Consider the following 15,657-nt stretch of genomic DNA (forward strand, 5'->3'; position numbering starts at 1 on the left):
TGCGCAATCTCTTTCTCGATCCGGTATTGCATCAACTTGATCTGCAACTTGTCAGTTGGACGCGTCGCGGTTTCGATACGCGTGTACGTGATGCGCAAAAAATACTGAACCGCCTGCTGGACAATGCGCAAGCCGGCGACATCCTGCTTTTGCACGATGCCAATGCAGCGCGCGGCAGCAACGGACGGCCGGTCATTCTGGATGTGCTGCCCCAATTGATCGAGCAGCTGACGAAACGGAAGCTGCAATTCGTCAGACTTGAAGAGGGCATGCAGGTATGAGAATCCGCATTCCACGGCAGTCGAAGTCTCCATTCATTTACGCGTAATAGATCAGTTCCATGCAAGCTCTTGAATTAAAAAAATACACGCTGAGTACCTGCCTGGGTTTGGGCCTGGCAGCCAATTGGGCGAAACTGTCTGCGCAACAGGGCGGACTGAAACCGTGTGACTTTGAAACAGTCGAGCTTCCAACCTTCATAGGCGAAGTCGAAGGTGTTGACGATGTGGCCTTGCCTGCGGCGCTGGCCGAATTCGATTGCCGCAACAATCGGCTGGCCCACCTCGCGTTGCAGCAGGACGGATTTGTCGACGCGGTACGGAACGCGATTGCGCAGTACGGGTCGGATCGCGTGGGACTGTTTCTCGGCACCAGCACGTCAGGCATCCTGCAGACCGAGCTGGCCTATCGCCAGCGCCAGAGCGATGGCACGCTGCCGGCGGATTTCCATTATGCGCAAACACACAATACTTATTCGGTGGCCGCTTATGTCAGTGCGTTTTTCGGCCTCACTGGCCCGGCGTTGACTGTGTCATCCGCGTGCTCGTCCAGTGCGAAGGTATTCGGCAATGCCGCGCGGATGATAGAGGCGGGGCTGATCGATGCGGCAGTGGTCGGAGGCGTGGACAGCTTGTGCCTGACCACGCTCTATGGTTTCAATTCCCTGCAATTGCTTGCGCCGGAGCCGGCGCAACCTTACGGCGAAGGACGCAACGGCATATCGATTGCGGAAGGCGCTGCATTCATCTTGCTGACCAAGCCCGCAGCGCAGCCTGCATCGGGCACTATTCTGCTGCATGGCGTTGGCGAATCCAGCGATGCACATCATATGTCGTCGCCGCACCCGGAAGGATTGGGGGCGCAGATTGCAATGCATGCTGCGCTTGATGCAGCAGGCATTCAGGCAGCGCAAGTCGGCTATATCAATTTGCACGGCACGGCGACGCCTAGCAACGACACGGCAGAAGGCAAGGCTGTACACGCCGTTTTCGGCAACAGAACTGCCTGTAGTTCAACCAAGGGCGCGACCGGTCATACGCTGGGCGCGGCAGGTGGTGTGGAGGCGATTATCTGCGTGCTGGCGATGCAGCATGGTGTGGCGCCGGCAGGGATCAATACGAAAAAAGTGGATGCCGGACTGGATGTCGATTATGTGCTGGGCAATCGATCCGCTGCCATTCATTACGCAGTCAATAATTCATTCGGTTTTGGCGGTTCCAACTGCAGCCTCGTATTGGGAATCGTGTCATGAGCGTGAAAGTATATGTACAGGCTATCGGCGCCATCGGCCCGGGTGCAAACAACTGGCCGGAATGGCGCGCGATCCTGCGCGGCGAGGTTGCGTATCAAGCGGCTGCCACAATCAATCCGGTATTGACGGTGCTGCCGAGCGCAGAACGCCGGCGCGTTGGCGCCAGTGTCAAGATTGCCCTGGTGAGCGGGCTGGAAGCACTTGCCGCTGCAGACATCGACCCAAGCACGATGACCACGGTATTTTGTTCGTCAGGCGGCGATGGCGAAAATTGCCATCTCATTTGCGAAGCGCTTGCAGGCAGCGATCGCCTGATTTCGCCGACGCGTTTTCATAATTCCGTGCATAACGCGCCATCCGGCTATTGGGGTATCGCCAGTGGTGCGATGCTGCCATCGACCAGCCTGTGCGGATACGATGCCGGATTTGCAGTGGGTTTGCTGGAAGCGGCGGTTCAATGTTCGGTTGAAAAAAGGCCGGTACTTCTGGTGGTCTACGATGCACCTTATCCGGAGCCGCTACACAGTACGCGCCCGATTGCAGACCGGTTTGCGGTCAGTATGCTGCTGACGCCTGAGGCTACTCCGACCAGCATGGCAGCGATTGACGTCAGCCTGCACAAGGCCGCGTCGACCACGATGGAAAACAGCGCACTGGAAAATGTGCGGAGCAGTATTCCTGCTGCGCGTGCCTTGCCATTGATGCAGTCGCTGGCGCAACTTCCTGCACATGCATCCGCTGCTGATATTTACCTGGAATATGTCAACGGCCAGTCGCTTCGCATAAAGCTTGGTGCAGGCTGATTTACCAGCAAAAAAAAGTACATCGGATGCACGCCTGATTTTTATTGATGGAAGTATTGATACAAGGGGGAGAGATAATATGAAAAAACTGATCGGAATTGCAGTAATCATGGCCTTGCTCGCTGGCTGTGAAACCATGCAGAAAAAAGAATCGGCTGCCGCGCCTGAAACAAAAGCTGTTCCCAAGGAAGAAGCTGCTCCTGCTGCATCGGCCAAGCCGGCAGCGCCGCAGAAAAAATTGAGCCCCAAAGCGCAAGCCAGGAAAGATGCTGAAGACAGGAAAGCAGCGCAGAAGGCTGCAGCCGCCGAGAAAAAAGCACAGCAAACGGCATCTGCTGCAGAGCCCGCCGCATCAGGCGGCAAGATACAGGAAGTGAAAGGAATCAACGACTGGTCTGGCCAGATTGTGGGTACGCCGGTCAAGGGCAAGTTCAGCAACCTGAAGATCGGCATGGGCCTGAATGAAGTCATCAGCATTGCAGGCAGGCCGACTGATACCAGTTCGCACATTACCGGCAAGGCATGGATTCCGTTCTATTTCGGTTCGGGTCGCTATGAAACCATCTTTTATTACAAAGGTGTGGGTCGCCTGACATTTGCCGGCGGTGCAGGCGCATATGCGATTGGTGTCAACGATGGCAGCGGTTTATCCATCATCGAATATGACAAGTCGGAGCGCGGCTTTCAGTAATTGAATCAGCCGGCGATAAGCGGAAACAAGAAAGGCCGTTGAATACATGGGATTCAACGGCCTTTTTGCAGTTCAGCGCAATTGCATATTCCTAAACCAGTTCGGCAGATCCCTCTATTTCAACCAGCAGATCCGCACGGCAGATATCGGCCTGCAAGTACGCAGCTTTGACATGTACGCCGATACGGCGCTCCACGACGGCTTTGACTTTCGGCAAATCGGCCGGATGGCGGATGTAGACAACGTAATCGAGGCTGTCCAGTTCGCACTGCCGTCCGGTCTTTCTGCAGGTTTCATCCAGAACCGCTTCTACATTTGTCAGGGATTCCTCGGTTTGCGCGATAACGTCATCCGCATGCAGCGTGGTGTGACCGACGATGCTGGCAGTGCCGGATAAAAGCAGCAGGCTGGCATCGCCGATTGCGGCCACACTGGCGCGTGAAAAGAGCGGGCTGCGCGGGCCATACTGCACTGGATAATCGTAGGCGCTGATCTGGCGCGGATTTTCGATCGGCTGTGACGGAATTCGCGCCGCGAGAAAGGCAATCGTCAAAGGTCCGGAGGCGGTTCCCAGAGCACAGGCAGCCGGAACATTGCCGGCGCGTTCCTTTTCCTTTGCCGCGAATGCCTGCTGGCGGCCGAGGTTGAACTGGCGATAGCGTTCCAGCTGATGGGTGATGCCGTTGATGTCGGCCATGTAATTCCAGAAGCGCAGCACAAATGGAAAATCGAGCGATTCCAGTAGCGCGAAGATCTGTTCATACGCAGACCGGCTTGCCATCTGCAAGGGCGAAGCCTGCGCTGTTTCGGCCATCTTGAGAAAATCTGCTTCGTCCAGCGTGATCACGCCAAACAGCAACGAGTCATTGCAGCGATAGCGTATGTCGCCGGCCATTGCGCTTTTCAATGGCGTGTCGGTGTGCAGGGTTTCGTACAGCGCTTGTGATCCGTTCAAGACCGGCATCATGACCGGCATGGCAGGCAAGTCGACCGTACCGGTAACGTCGGAGGGAAGCTTGTCTGCAAAACACAAAGTGCCTAACAGACCGCAGAGGTCGTCCGGCAAGGGTGTCATCGTGTTGCGATAGGAGACCTTAAGCATGCAATAAATGTCTGATGGTTGAAGGAGCGTGCATGTGCAGTGATGTCGTGGCAATGATGAGTCGGCTTAAACGGGCCTTGTGATTAATCTTGCCTTGTATAATAAAAGACCAATGAAAAATGCCGGCTTTGCAGCTTGTCTCTCATGTCTACTTCTTACTGCGTGTATGGCCACAGGGATTGTTAAAAGCAAGCTGGATGTTATTGAGGATGCGGCGTCTTGTAAAGCGCCGGCCAGAGTATTGATCGTTTTGTTACCTGGCGCATACGATACGCCGGACGATTTTGTACAGCACGGTTTTATCACTGCATTGCGTCAGCGCAAGGTCGCTGCCGATATCGTGATTGCCGATACGCATGCCGGTTATTACACATCGGAATTGCTGGTTACTCGCTTGCATGAAGATATTGTTGTACCGGCCCGCAAGAAGGGCTACGAAAAAATCTGGCTGGCCGGCATTTCCCTGGGCGGTTACGGCTCGCTGTTGTATGCAAGAGAACATGGCGCGGATATCGACGGCCTGTTCCTGATGGCTCCTTTCCTGGGAAATCGCAGCTTGCTGGCAGAAATTGCACGTACAGGTTTGTCCGCGTGGCAGGCTGGTGATATACCGAAAGCCGATTACGATCGCCTTTTGTGGTCATGGATCAAGGGCTATAGTGATGCAGTCATTTCTTCACAGCCGGATTGGCCGCCGCTTTATCTCGGCTATGGCACCGAAGACAGGTTTGCAGGCAGCAGCCGGATCCTTGAAAAAGTCTTGCCGCCCGAGCGCGTCACGACGACGGATGGCGGCCATGAATGGTTGCCGTGGCAAAATCTGTGGGCGGGATTTCTTGATCGTCCGCTTCTGCCGCGATGCGAATGAAGTCCTGTAATTTTTTATATGTTGCGCAGTGAACTGCGCTATTGCGGCTCCAGCGCGACTCGATTCTCAATTCTGTTTTTTAATTGTTAACCAGCCATGAATGAACCCGCCATGACAAGTACAGAAACATCGACTCTCAGCACTGCACCGATCAGGACGGACATCGTCATCATCGGTGGCGGGCCGGCAGGTTCTACCGCCGCTGCCTTGCTGGTCGAAAAAGGTTTCAAGGTCAGCCTGCTGGAAAAAGCGGTGCACCCGCGTTTTCATATTGGTGAATCGCTGCTGCCGGCAAACATGCCGCTGATAGAAAAAATGGGCCTGACTGAACAAATTGCTGCGATCGGCATGCAGAAGTGGGGCGTGGAATTCAATGCGATTGACCATGACATCAGGACCAATATCCAATTTGCCGAAGCGTGGGATAAATCGATGCCTTATGCCTATCAGGTAAGGCGTTCCGATTTCGATCACATCCTGATCAAGAATGCCAAGGCCAAGGGTGCAGATGTGGTCGAAGGATGTCGGGTGCGGGATGTCGCATTCAATCAGGACAACGTACAGATCAAGGCGCAAAACGATGACGGCAGTGTGCAGGAATACATCGCTGATTACGTGATCGATGCATCCGGTCGCGATACCTTTCTGGCGAACAAGCTGAAAACCAAGCAAAAGAACAAGAAGCACAACAGCTCGGCGATCTACAGTCATTTCACCAATGTCGAGCGGCTCGAAGGCAAGCGCGAGGGCGATATCAGCCTGTTCTGGTTCGAGCATGGCTGGTTCTGGTTTATTCCGCTGGCCGATGGCACCACCAGTGTCGGCGCCGTCTGCTGGCCGGCTTATCTTGCATCGCGCAAGGTCAGTGTCGAACAATTCCTGATGGATACGATTGCCTTGGCGCCCAAGCTGGCCATGCGCATGAAGGATGCAGTACGCGTCGGTCATGTCGAGGCGACCGGCAACTACTCTTATACCAGCAGCAAAAGCTACGACAATCGCTGCATGCTGCTGGGCGATGCGTATGCCTTCGTTGATCCGGTTTTTTCATCCGGCGTGTTTCTTGCCATGCAGAGTGCATTTGTCGGCACCGAGGCTGTCACGACCTTCCTGCGCGATCCGGTAAATGCGCCCAGAGCATTGGCAAAGTTTGATCACCACATGCGGCGCGGCCCATCGATTTTTTGCTGGTTCATCTATCGGGTAACCAATCCTGCGATGCGCGCGCTGTTTGTCGAGCCGCGTAATTTCCTGAATGCGAAGGCGGCCGTGATGTCGGTGCTGGCGGGAGATATTTTCTACAACAAGGCGATCTGGCCTTCCTTGTATGTCTTCAAGGGAATTTATTATATTTCCTCGCTGTTCAATCCGGCGCGCACGCTGAAGGCCTGGCGGCGACGGAAGATCAATATCCAGGATGCAGTTGGTCCTGCCGCATAAAAAAGGCCGCAACAGCGGCCTTTTTCGTCAATTGCATCAAGCTAGATCATGCCGCCATTGATGGAAATGATCTGGCCGGAAATGTAAGCCGAATTCGGTGAGGCCAGAAAGCCGATCAGATCAGCCACTTCTTCCGGTTTTCCCGCACGCTTCATCGGCACGATGTTCTGGATGGCCTTGTCATCAAAAGCTTCTTCTATCATGCCGGTCGCGATAATGCCGGGTGCGACGGCATTGACCGTGATGCCACGGCTGGCCAGTTCCAGTGCCAGCGATTTGGTGGCTGAATGCAAGGCGCCCTTGGCGGCGGAATAGTTGACCTGGCCGCGATTGCCGGTCACTGCTGCGATCGACGAAACATTGATGATGCGGCCCCAGCGAGTACGGATCATCGGCATCGTCAGCGGTTGCGTCACATTGAAAAAACCGTGCAGCGATACGTCAATCACGTCATGCCATTGCGCGCTCGTCATGCCGGGGAACACGGCATCCGCGTGTATGCCTGCATTGTTCACCAGCACCTGAATCGGGCCGGCTTCCAGCAAAGCTTCCAGCGCGACTTTGGTCGCTTCGGCATCGGTGATGTCGAATACGGCAACTTCTGCGCTGCCGCCATCTGCAATGATGGCGGCACAAATGGCGCCGGCCTTGTCGCGACCGCGATTGGCATGCACGATCACATGCAATCCGTCTGCCGCGAGGCGTTTGCAGATTGCAGCGCCTATGCCGCCGCTGCCGCCTGTAACGAGTGCACGTTTCATGATGGTTTTGCTCCGGTGACCAGCGATGCGTCGATGATGATGGTGGCACGTCCTTCGAGCAAGGGCTTTTTGCTGTCGCGCCCGAGCACGGCGAATTGGTAAAGGATGCAGTTCGGCTCGCTGTGCGTGCACGTCACTTCTATCTGCAATGCTTCCGCGATGTCGTCGAGGCGGGATACATGCAAAACAGTATTGCGCACGCTGGCCAGGAATCCGGCGCTGGGACGCGCCATGTCCTGCATGCCTTGCTGCGATGTCGCCAGCAAGGCGCTGTGTACCGCCATCGCTTGCGCGGCATATTCAATACCGTTGGCAGCGCCGAGCCGGTCGTGTGCACGCAATGGATTGTCGAGCTGCAAATGACTGTCGGCAATCGCTACCAGACGCTCCTGATCCCACAAGGCGACGTGATCGAGCAGACACATGCTGCCCTGGTGCGGAATGTGCGCAGCTATCCAGTTGTGATCGATGTTCACGCGGCGCCTTTTTTGCAAACCAGCAAAATGTTGGCAAAGGGTGTGCCTACATTCATTGGAATGGCATTAACCGAAAAACCCAGAGCGGAGATATCGCGTTGCCAGTCCGCGATGGTGCGGCAGAAGGTCGGCAGCGTTTTGTGGCCACGTATCGACGTGACGACGTTATCGACCCAGTTGCTGATCTTGAATGGCAGACCGCCTGCAGCATCGCCTACGCGCAGCAACAGCACGCCATCTTCCGGCAGGCAGTCATGTACTTTTCGCAGTACATCGTCCTGCGCGGGGAAGTCCACATAATGCAGCACGTCCAGTATGACGACCGCATCGGACGGCGGGAAGTGAGCCGTACACATATTGCCGATTTCAAAACTGGCGCGTTCCGCAACCGCTTGCAATGCGCGCTGTGCACGTTCCACATCGCGCGGCATCAGCTCTATCCCATGCACATATGCAATCGCCGGCGCCGCCGGCCAGCCGCTCGGCCATTTGCCTTTTGCACATTGCTCCTGTGCAGATAGCAGCCACGACGACAGCAGGCCCTGGCCGCAACCGATATCCAGCACCCTGATGTCGTTACCATCCGGCAGCAAGCCCAGCTGCAGCATGCCCTTGAACACGGGGTCGCGACTGAGCTTGCCATGGGCAAAGTGCCAGGCGAAGCGGCCGGCCTGACGGTAAGGACTGCATGCTGTGTGTAAAAGTTGGCTAATTGCTTCACTACTCATGTTGCTCCTGAATCAGTAGATGCAGCTTGCATGCTGCTGGAAAAAATGGCGGCAAAAACGAGTGCAAGAACAACACCGATACCGACTGTGATGCCGATGGCATTGAGCACCGGTACAGATGAAAAGCCGAGTACGCCAAAGCCGATGACCGTCGTGATGTTGGCAAAAACCAGCGAGGCGAGGGTAGACGGTTTGATCTGCGGCATCGAGGTTTCCAGACCGGTCAGCGGATCTTTTACCAGCACGGTTGGCGGCTGTGCGAAAAACAAGGCGTAGTTGGAACCTACGGCAACGATCAGCAGCAGGCCGATCAGATGCAGGATCGTCATGCGCTGTCCGGTCAGTGCGAGGATCGCGGCAACTGACAGGACGGCAGTAATCAGCGGCACCATGACGCGCGCCAGTGCGGCCAGCGATCGCAGGTTGAAGCCCAGCAGCACAGTCATCGCAAACAGGCCGCACAATGCAAGCATGACGGCTTCCTGCATGTAACCGCTATACAGCTTGCCGGTTTCGGTTTTCAGATCGATAAAGTAGGCATGCTGCACGCCGGACTGTTGCAAGGCCTGCCGGATCAACGCGGTATCGAGAGGCTGATTGCCTGCTGCAGTCAGCGGTATCAGGGCGCTGGTTTCGCCATTGCGTTCGATCAGCAATGAATCGGTTGCCAGCGCCATCGATGTGCCGACCAGGTTCTGGCGCGTGAGCAGTCGTGCCTTCAATGCTTCCGGTTGCGCAGCAATCTTCGCCAGCTCTCCAACCGAAGACACAAACGGCGCCAATAATCTGGCCTGGAATGGCAATCCATCCACTGCCTGATTCACTCGTTGCTGCAAGACGTCCGCTTGCGGCAGCGCTGCCAGACGGGCCCTCTGTGTCGCCAGGCTCGGCAGATAGCGGCTTGGGGTCTCGAATGCCGCAAGTGTGCCGGCATCGACCATGACGTCCAGTTGCGCGGATACTTTTTCCGTCGATTGCAGGACTGCTTCCAGATTGTTTTCTTTCACGACGACCAGATAGCGGACGTCGGGCGCACCGACTTCCTTGCGCAGTTTTTCGTCCAGATCCTGATCTGCTTTGCTGACCGGACTCAAGGCGCTCAGTTCCGGTTCCCAGAGGTGGTCGCGATTGACCCACAGCACGGCACAGGCAAGTAGTGCAATGATGAAGAAACCCTTGCGCAGCAACTGCAAGCGGCGCAGCGATTTCTGTACAAACAGGCCGATGTGCGTCAGGTCGCGCACGACGAAATCACGCGGCAGCAGCGATGGCAATACGAAACGCGTGACGAAGGCGGCAGACGTGAGTCCGGCTATCGTGTACAGGCCGAGTTGCGCCAGTCCTGGAAAACCGGAGAACAGCAGGCAGCCGAAACCGGCCATTGATGTGAGTACGCCCAGCCGGATAGTCGGCCATGATTTTTTCGCCCAGTCTGCACTGTTTTTCGCGCTGCCGGACTGGATGAACAGATAAATCGAATAGTCGATTGCTTCGCCTATCAGTGTGGTGCCGAATCCCAGCGTCAAGCCATGCACGGTGCCAAAGCCCAGGCTGACCGCGACGGTGCCGGCCAGTACGCCGCTGAGCACCGGTGCCAATCCGAGTACGACGGCAGCACCAGATCGATAGACGATGAACAGCAGGATCATGATCAGCGTCGCACTGATGATGGAAAACATCGTTGCTTCATGCGTGATCGTATTGCGTGCATTGACACCGAATACGCCGGGGCCGGTCATGACCAGTTTGGCGCTGGCAACTTGCGGCAGGGTGCCTGCAAGTTCATCTTTTGCCGCCTCGAATTTTTCCCTGATGTGCTTGATGGCAGTTTCCTGCCCGTCGGTGTCGGAGCCGAGTGCACGGGTTTGCGCCAGCAGCAGCGTGCGCTTGCCATCCCTGGCTGCCCACACGCCTTGCATCTTGCGCGGTTGCTGGCCGCCGTTGAACTGGGCGAACAGTGTCGCCATTTCCCCGGTCGGATCTTGCGGCAGAATGTCTTTCACGATCAGGCCCGCGGGCGACGCCAGCAGATCAACCGTGTCGGTCAGCGCTTCATGCAAGCCTGCAGTCGTGAAACGTTCCGGCGTGACAGACGGGCTTAACAGATAGCGGTTGTTGAACAGATAGGCACGGTCCTTGTCCTGATTGACCGGCTCGCCGTTGTTGACCGAAATAAATTCATCGTTGCTGCGCAAGCGTTTGGCCAATGCCTTCGACAATGCGACCTGCGCTGATGGGTCGCTGCCTTCGATGCCGACAAGAATCAGGCGCGACACCATGCCGTCGCGCAGCTGTTCGACCATCAGCTGTTGCTCCCTGGTCGGATCTTTCGGCAGGAATGCCGAGAGATCCGCAGTGAAGGTCGTGCGAAACAGGATGGCTACACCTATCAGTACGAGTACCAGCCAGACAGCGATCGCAGTCCACGCGCGTTTTGGCGTCGGCGTCGCTTGCGTCATGGCTTGATTTTTTCGATGGTGGTCACGGAACGGTCGCCATCGCCTTGCAGCACTTCGATTTCCCGTACTTCAGAATTGCTGCCGCTCAGACGTATGCGTTTGACCTTTTGCTGCGCTTCGTTATTGCTGGGCGTCAGTGTCATGCTCCAGTTTTCGCGCGGGCCCTGTAGTGCGACGATGAAGTTGAATTCCAGCGATCTGCGATCGCCGGCCAGCGTGGCGCGTATGCTTTCGATCAATGCCGCCAGTTCCGGCGAATCGCCCAGTTGCATCGTGTACTTGTTCTTGCCGCGTTCCAGCACCAGCGTGTCGCGGTCCAGCACCATGCGCTCCGGTTTCGGTTTGAAGGTACGTTTTTCCAGCCTGTCCGGCGGCGTGAACAGCATTTCACCGGAGGATTCAACCGGACGGTCCAGTTGCGCAATGTATTTTTTCTCGGTGAAATTCACCTTCGCCGGTTTGGCTTGCGCGAGACCGGCCATCAACTGATCCATCGTGATGTTTGCCGCATGCACCGCGCAGCTGCCGGCCAGAAAAAATGCCAGGACTACCGCCCGCAGGCCGATGGATTTACGCATTGAAAACTCCTGTGACCGCGACACGTTCACCCTGTCTGATGTCGAACTGAATGTTGCCATTGGCATTGCGTTCGTAATGCAGTGTCAGTTCCGTGTCCGGCAAAACCGGGCTGAGGAATTTGACGCTGCTGATCTTGCATTTTTGCAGATCCAACTGCTGCGCGACCGCAATCGCATGCAGCGCCTGATCGAGCAGGACCACGCCGGGTGTAATCGGCATGCCGGGGAAATGTCCGGCAAACGCAGGATGGTCGGATGGAATGTGAAACGATAAGGTAGTCATGGCTTGCGTTCGGAAGGGGCGTGCTCGTTGCACAGCTGGTTCATGAGTTCAGCCAGCGCAGCATGCGGCAGCTTGCCGGTTTCGTTGCGCGGCAAGCTGTCCACCTTGTATATCGGTCGCGGCATGAAGGCGGGATCTATCCTCTCGCGCAGTGCGGCGATGATGTCGCTGATTTCCAGTGTGGGGGCGACGACAAGGGCCTTGAGCCGGGTGACTTCGCCCGAGGTTTTCTCTGGCGGCATGAAGAAGGCGCCATCGACAATGCCGGGGATCGCATTCAAATGATGATTCAGATACGCGAGCGAGCTGCGCTTGCCTGCGATATTGATCAGGTCGCTGATGCGCCCATGCAGCAGAAATTTTCCGTCATCGATGATCTCGATGGCGTCGTTCATCGGCATCGGTGTTTCGACATGGCCGCCGGAAATCCACATGCGCTGGTCGCTTTCATCTGCGTGCGGAGAGTGCGCCATTTTCAACGTGGGAAACAGTGACCATTCCGGTGTGAGCGCAGCTTGCCTGGTAGCGATCTGGCCGGTTTCGGTGCTGCCGTAAATTTCCAGCAGCGGTGCATGGAATGCCTGTTCTGCCTGCTGCGCCAGTTGCGGCGACAGCGGCGCGGTAGCCGAAACCATGACTTCGATTTTTGGCAAGGACAGCGCTGAGCCGAGCAGCGAACGCAGGTGGACAGGCGTGGTGATCAGTACGCGCGGCTCGGGCACCTGCGCAAGAGAGTTGCAGATGTCAGCCGGATAAAACGATTGCGCACTGGTCAATGAAAAACCGTTTATCAGCGGCATCAGCACTGTCGATTCAAAGCCGTACATGTGCTGCGCCGGTACTGTACCCACCACGCTATAGTTGGTGCCCGCTTCCAGGCCGAGCTGCCTTGCTTCCATCTGCACATTACACACCAGCGTTGCCCATGTCTTGCGATGCGCGATCGGCAAGCCGGTGGAACCCGAGGTAAACACGTAGGCAACCAGGCGATCTTTTTCGATCTGCGGAATATTGAATGCGCGCATGCTGCTATCAATCTGGTCAAAAAAAGCAGGCGCGGGATAGGCGGTTTGCGGCAACGCGATCGCGCAATTCGGCTGATCGGTTAGGCATGCAGCATCCGGCGCGAAGTCCGATAGTTGACGGATGGTTTCTGCAGTGCGCGTCGATGGCAGTAAATTGACTTTGCCTGCTACCAGGATCGCAGACAGTGCAACGAGAAAATGATAACGGTCGTGACAATCGTTGAGGATGTGCCGGCTTGCCGGCAAAATCGTTGCCAGCTGTTCGACATCAGCGAGAAATTGCGTCGCCGTGACCGGGATGCCGTCGCGCCAGGCGATGATCCGGTCAGCGGAGGTATGGCTGAGTAATGGGATAAATGAGGTCAACGGCACGCATCCTGTGATGTCAGCGCAAGCGATACGTGGCATGCAATTTATTGCGTCTTGTTAGCCGCAATGTAATCGGACAGCGAGCGCAGTGAGCTGAAGATTTTTTCATTGTCTTCATGGTCGGCACGCAACTGGATGCCGTAATTTTTCGATACCACGAGCGCGACTTCCAGGATGTCGATCGAATCGAGTCCGAGTCCGCTGCCGTAAAGTTTGTCATCCGGATTGATGCCCGCAGGATCGACTTCGAGATTAAGAGCGTGGACGATCAGTTTGGCGACTTCCTGTGTGAAAGCATCGCTGGATGCGGACGTGGTGCTGGCTGGGTTTGACATATTGGTAATGGTCTCTGATATGTTTTTGATCGGCGCTGATTATATAGCGGGCACAGGCCGATTTTTGCTAAAAAGCAGGGTTTCAATCTGGAAAACAACGTTCTCGTGCTATCCGTCTGTATAGAGTGAAAAATGAACGGGGAAGTTGCAGCAACGGCAGTCAATTGCAAGCGGATTTACTGACGGGCATTGCGCGCATTGGATGGTGCTGTGCCGGTACTGAAATTGCTGCGCCACGGATTGATGTCGAGTCCGCCGCGCCGCGTATAGCGTGCGTAAACCGCCAGCTTTTGCGGTTTGCACTGGCGCATGATGTCCATGAAAATGCGTTCCACACATTGTTCGTGGAATTCATTGTGTTCGCGAAATCCGATCAGGTAGCGCAGCAGTTTTTCCTGGTTGATGGCATTGCCTATGTACTGAATCTGCACGCTGGCCCAATCCGGCTGGCCGGTCACCAGGCAATTCGATTTCAGCAGATGCGAAACCAGTGCTTCCTCAACCACAGGCTCATCGCGTGCCGCTTCCAGCAGCGAAGGGTCGGGCGAATATTCATGCACTTCGATGTCCAGCCTGTCCAGCAGCAGACCGTCCAGTTCACCCATGGGCACTTTGGAAAAATTCTCCGGCAGCGTCAGCATGACTTGCACCGGTGCGCCAAAGCCGTTAGTCAGGTCTTCGCGCAGCAATTCCAGCAAGGCATCGGTGCCGCCCAGTTTGGTCTGGTTGAGCGAGTTCAGATACAGCTTGAACGATTTGGATTCGATAATGTTGGGCGAATCGGCCGGCACGGTGATTTTTGCCATTGCCACTTGCGGTTTGCCGCGCATATTGAGCCACGATATTTCATATGCATTCCAGATATCGACACCGAAAAACGGCAGCGTACCGGACAGGCCGAGTTCATCGCGCTTGTACTGGCGCGGGATGGAAAACAGCAGCGACGGATCGTAATGCGCCTGGTAAGTCGTCGGCCTGCCGAGTGGCGATCCGTCTGGTGTAAATGGTGAAGTCATGGTGCAGATGCTTACAAAAACAGTTTGTAGACGGGATTGTCGGTTTCATCCCAGTGACGATAGCCTAATCCGGCCAGCGAGGCGCGGAAGGTTTTCATTTCTTTTTTCGGTACCTGTATACCGACCAGAATGCGGCTGACATCGCCGCCTTCATTGCGGTAGTGGAACAGGCTGATATTCCAGTGCGGCGCGACGCTGTCGAGGAAGCGCATCAGGGCACCCGGACGTTCCGGGAATTCAAAGCGATACAGCAGTTCATCCTGGGTCAGATCGCTCTTGCCGCCGACCAGATGGCGGATATGTCCCTTGGCGAGTTCGTCATGCGTCAGATCCAGTGTCTTGAATCCGTGTTTCTCGAAACGCTTGGCGATCTTGCCTGCCTCGTCGCGATCGGCGATCTGCAGGCCGACGAAGATGTGCGCCTGCATGGCATTGCTGAGACGATAGTTGAATTCGGTCACGTTGCGCGGGCCGACCAGTTCGCAAAATCGTTTGAAGCTGCCGCGTTCTTCGGGAATGGTCACGGCAAACACGCCTTCGCGTGCCGCACCGACATCGGCCATTTCAGAGACAAAACGCAAGCGGTCGAAGTTCATGTTGGCGCCGCTGGTGATGGTGACCAGGGTTTCATTCTTGAGCGGCTGCTTGTCGGTGTGCGCACGTTCGATATACGCTTTCGCACCGGCGATGGAGAGTGCACCGGAAGGTTCCAGGATGCTGCGCGTATCCTGAAAAACGTCCTTGATTGCGCTGCACACTTCATCGGTGCTGACCAGAATGATGTCGTCCACATACAGCTTGGCCAGACGGAAGGTTTCTTCTCCGACCAGCTTGACGGCGGTGCCGTCCGCGAACAGGCCGACATCTGTCATCGTCACGCGACGATTGCTTTGCAGACTGCGCGCCATCGCATCTGAATCGACGGTTTGTACGCCGATGATCTTGATCTCCGGCCGCACTGCCTTGACGTAGGCGGCAATACCGGCGATCAGGCCGCCGCCGCCGATGGGAACAAAAATCGCATGGATAGGCCCTGAATGCTGGCGCAGGATTTCCATGGCTATCGTGCCCTGGCCGGCGATGACATCCGGGTCGTCAAACGGATGGACGAAGGTCAGCTTGAGTTTTTTCTCCAGTGTCAGCGCATGCTGGTAGGCATCCGAGTAGGAGTCGCCGAACAGCACGACTTCAC

The 15,657-nt window shown here is 56.0% G+C and carries 15 protein-coding genes and 1 pseudogene; 6 read left to right on the forward strand and 10 right to left on the reverse strand.

Annotation, left to right across the window (positions count from 1 at the left end; translation table 11 throughout):
- From ABWP27_RS08540 to ABWP27_RS08555, 4 genes are all read left to right on the forward strand, one after another.
- A partial coding sequence (locus ABWP27_RS08540; protein ID WP_502905329.1) for a polysaccharide deacetylase family protein occupies positions 1 to 281 on the forward strand: 281 nt, incomplete at its 5' end.
- 59 nt (positions 282 to 340) lie between these two features.
- Positions 341 to 1,531, forward strand: a complete 1,191-nt coding sequence (locus tag ABWP27_RS08545; RefSeq protein WP_353155665.1) for a beta-ketoacyl-[acyl-carrier-protein] synthase family protein — start codon at positions 341 to 343, stop codon at positions 1,529 to 1,531.
- Positions 1,528 to 2,334: a beta-ketoacyl synthase chain length factor gene (locus ABWP27_RS08550; protein WP_353155667.1), complete on the forward strand. Its 807-nt coding sequence runs from the start codon at positions 1,528 to 1,530 to the stop codon at positions 2,332 to 2,334. The genes ABWP27_RS08545 and ABWP27_RS08550 overlap by 4 nt, the downstream gene beginning before the upstream one ends.
- 79 nt (positions 2,335 to 2,413) lie before the next feature.
- Entirely contained in the window at positions 2,414 to 3,025 is a 612-nt protein-coding gene (locus ABWP27_RS08555) for a hypothetical protein (RefSeq protein WP_353155669.1), read from the forward strand.
- 91 nt (positions 3,026 to 3,116) lie between these two features.
- Here ABWP27_RS08555 and ABWP27_RS08560 read toward each other — a convergent pair whose 3' ends face one another.
- Complete coding sequence (locus ABWP27_RS08560; RefSeq protein ID WP_353155670.1) at positions 3,117 to 4,127, reverse strand: chorismate transformation FkbO/Hyg5 family protein; 1,011 nt, start codon at positions 4,125 to 4,127, stop codon at positions 3,117 to 3,119.
- 166 nt (positions 4,128 to 4,293) lie between these two features.
- On the opposite strand from ABWP27_RS08560, the gene ABWP27_RS08565 reads away from it, so the two are divergent.
- Positions 4,294 to 4,995, forward strand: a complete 702-nt coding sequence (locus ABWP27_RS08565; protein WP_353155671.1) for an alpha/beta fold hydrolase — start codon at positions 4,294 to 4,296, stop codon at positions 4,993 to 4,995.
- Positions 4,996 to 5,106: 111 nt separating this feature from the next.
- A complete protein-coding gene (locus ABWP27_RS08570) occupies positions 5,107 to 6,435 on the forward strand; it encodes an NAD(P)/FAD-dependent oxidoreductase (protein WP_353155673.1) in 1,329 nt (442 codons plus the stop codon).
- 41 nt (positions 6,436 to 6,476) lie between these two features.
- On the opposite strand, the gene fabG is transcribed toward ABWP27_RS08570, so the two are convergent.
- From fabG to ilvA, 9 genes and pseudogenes are all read right to left on the reverse strand, one after another.
- Entirely contained in the window at positions 6,477 to 7,196 is a 720-nt protein-coding gene (fabG, locus tag ABWP27_RS08575) for a 3-oxoacyl-ACP reductase FabG (protein WP_353155675.1), read from the reverse strand.
- Complete coding sequence (locus ABWP27_RS08580; RefSeq protein WP_353155677.1) at positions 7,193 to 7,672, reverse strand: hotdog family protein; 480 nt, start codon at positions 7,670 to 7,672, stop codon at positions 7,193 to 7,195. Before ABWP27_RS08580 ends, fabG begins: the two co-directional genes overlap by 4 nt.
- Positions 7,669 to 8,400 carry an SAM-dependent methyltransferase gene (locus tag ABWP27_RS08585; protein ID WP_353155679.1) on the reverse strand — a complete coding sequence of 244 codons (732 nt, stop codon included), beginning with the start codon at positions 8,398 to 8,400 and terminating at the stop codon, positions 7,669 to 7,671. The genes ABWP27_RS08580 and ABWP27_RS08585 overlap by 4 nt, the downstream gene beginning before the upstream one ends.
- Positions 8,397 to 10,859, reverse strand: a complete 2,463-nt coding sequence (locus ABWP27_RS08590) for an MMPL family transporter (protein ID WP_353155681.1) — start codon at positions 10,857 to 10,859, stop codon at positions 8,397 to 8,399. The genes ABWP27_RS08585 and ABWP27_RS08590 overlap by 4 nt, the downstream gene beginning before the upstream one ends.
- Entirely contained in the window at positions 10,856 to 11,437 is a 582-nt protein-coding gene (locus tag ABWP27_RS08595; RefSeq protein ID WP_353155682.1) for a LolA-related protein, read from the reverse strand. Before ABWP27_RS08595 ends, ABWP27_RS08590 begins: the two co-directional genes overlap by 4 nt.
- Positions 11,430 to 13,153: pseudogene (locus tag ABWP27_RS08600) on the reverse strand (AMP-binding protein). The gene ABWP27_RS08595 and the pseudogene ABWP27_RS08600 overlap by 8 nt, the downstream one beginning before the upstream one ends.
- Positions 13,154 to 13,158: 5 nt before the next feature.
- Positions 13,159 to 13,449 carry a phosphopantetheine-binding protein gene (locus ABWP27_RS08605; protein ID WP_353155684.1) on the reverse strand — a complete coding sequence of 97 codons (291 nt, stop codon included), beginning with the start codon at positions 13,447 to 13,449 and terminating at the stop codon, positions 13,159 to 13,161.
- A gap of 176 nt (positions 13,450 to 13,625) precedes the next feature.
- Positions 13,626 to 14,465 carry an NADPH-dependent 7-cyano-7-deazaguanine reductase QueF gene (gene queF, locus ABWP27_RS08610; RefSeq protein ID WP_353155686.1) on the reverse strand — a complete coding sequence of 280 codons (840 nt, stop codon included), beginning with the start codon at positions 14,463 to 14,465 and terminating at the stop codon, positions 13,626 to 13,628.
- Between the two features lie 11 nt (positions 14,466 to 14,476).
- Positions 14,477 to 15,657 (reverse strand): threonine ammonia-lyase, biosynthetic (ilvA, locus tag ABWP27_RS08615; protein ID WP_353155688.1); only part of this gene is annotated, 1,181 nt, incomplete at its 5' end.

This window comes from Herminiimonas fonticola (assembly GCF_040395855.1).
GTDB classification, from domain to species: Bacteria; Pseudomonadota; Gammaproteobacteria; order Burkholderiales; family Burkholderiaceae_D; genus Oxalicibacterium; species Oxalicibacterium fonticola_A.

What these genes read in the sequence shown, in the direction of transcription:
- ABWP27_RS08605 (WP_353155684.1), bottom strand. Translation starts at nt 13,449, where the DNA reads ATGTCAAACCCAGCCAGCACCACGTCCGCATCCAGCGATGCTTTCACA.
- ABWP27_RS08565 (WP_353155671.1), top strand. Translation starts at nt 4,294, where the DNA reads ATGGCCACAGGGATTGTTAAAAGCAAGCTGGATGTTATTGAGGATGCG.
- ABWP27_RS08570 (WP_353155673.1), top strand. Translation starts at nt 5,107, where the DNA reads ATGACAAGTACAGAAACATCGACTCTCAGCACTGCACCGATCAGGACG.
- ABWP27_RS08555 (WP_353155669.1), top strand. Translation starts at nt 2,414, where the DNA reads ATGAAAAAACTGATCGGAATTGCAGTAATCATGGCCTTGCTCGCTGGC.
- queF (WP_353155686.1), bottom strand. Translation starts at nt 14,465, where the DNA reads ATGACTTCACCATTTACACCAGACGGATCGCCACTCGGCAGGCCGACG.
- ABWP27_RS08560 (WP_353155670.1), bottom strand. Translation starts at nt 4,127, where the DNA reads ATGCTTAAGGTCTCCTATCGCAACACGATGACACCCTTGCCGGACGAC.
- ABWP27_RS08585 (WP_353155679.1), bottom strand. Translation starts at nt 8,400, where the DNA reads ATGAGTAGTGAAGCAATTAGCCAACTTTTACACACAGCATGCAGTCCT.
- ABWP27_RS08545 (WP_353155665.1), top strand. Translation starts at nt 341, where the DNA reads ATGCAAGCTCTTGAATTAAAAAAATACACGCTGAGTACCTGCCTGGGT.
- ABWP27_RS08595 (WP_353155682.1), bottom strand. Translation starts at nt 11,437, where the DNA reads ATGCGTAAATCCATCGGCCTGCGGGCGGTAGTCCTGGCATTTTTTCTG.
- ABWP27_RS08590 (WP_353155681.1), bottom strand. Translation starts at nt 10,859, where the DNA reads ATGACGCAAGCGACGCCGACGCCAAAACGCGCGTGGACTGCGATCGCT.
- fabG (WP_353155675.1), bottom strand. Translation starts at nt 7,196, where the DNA reads ATGAAACGTGCACTCGTTACAGGCGGCAGCGGCGGCATAGGCGCTGCA.
- ABWP27_RS08550 (WP_353155667.1), top strand. Translation starts at nt 1,528, where the DNA reads ATGAGCGTGAAAGTATATGTACAGGCTATCGGCGCCATCGGCCCGGGT.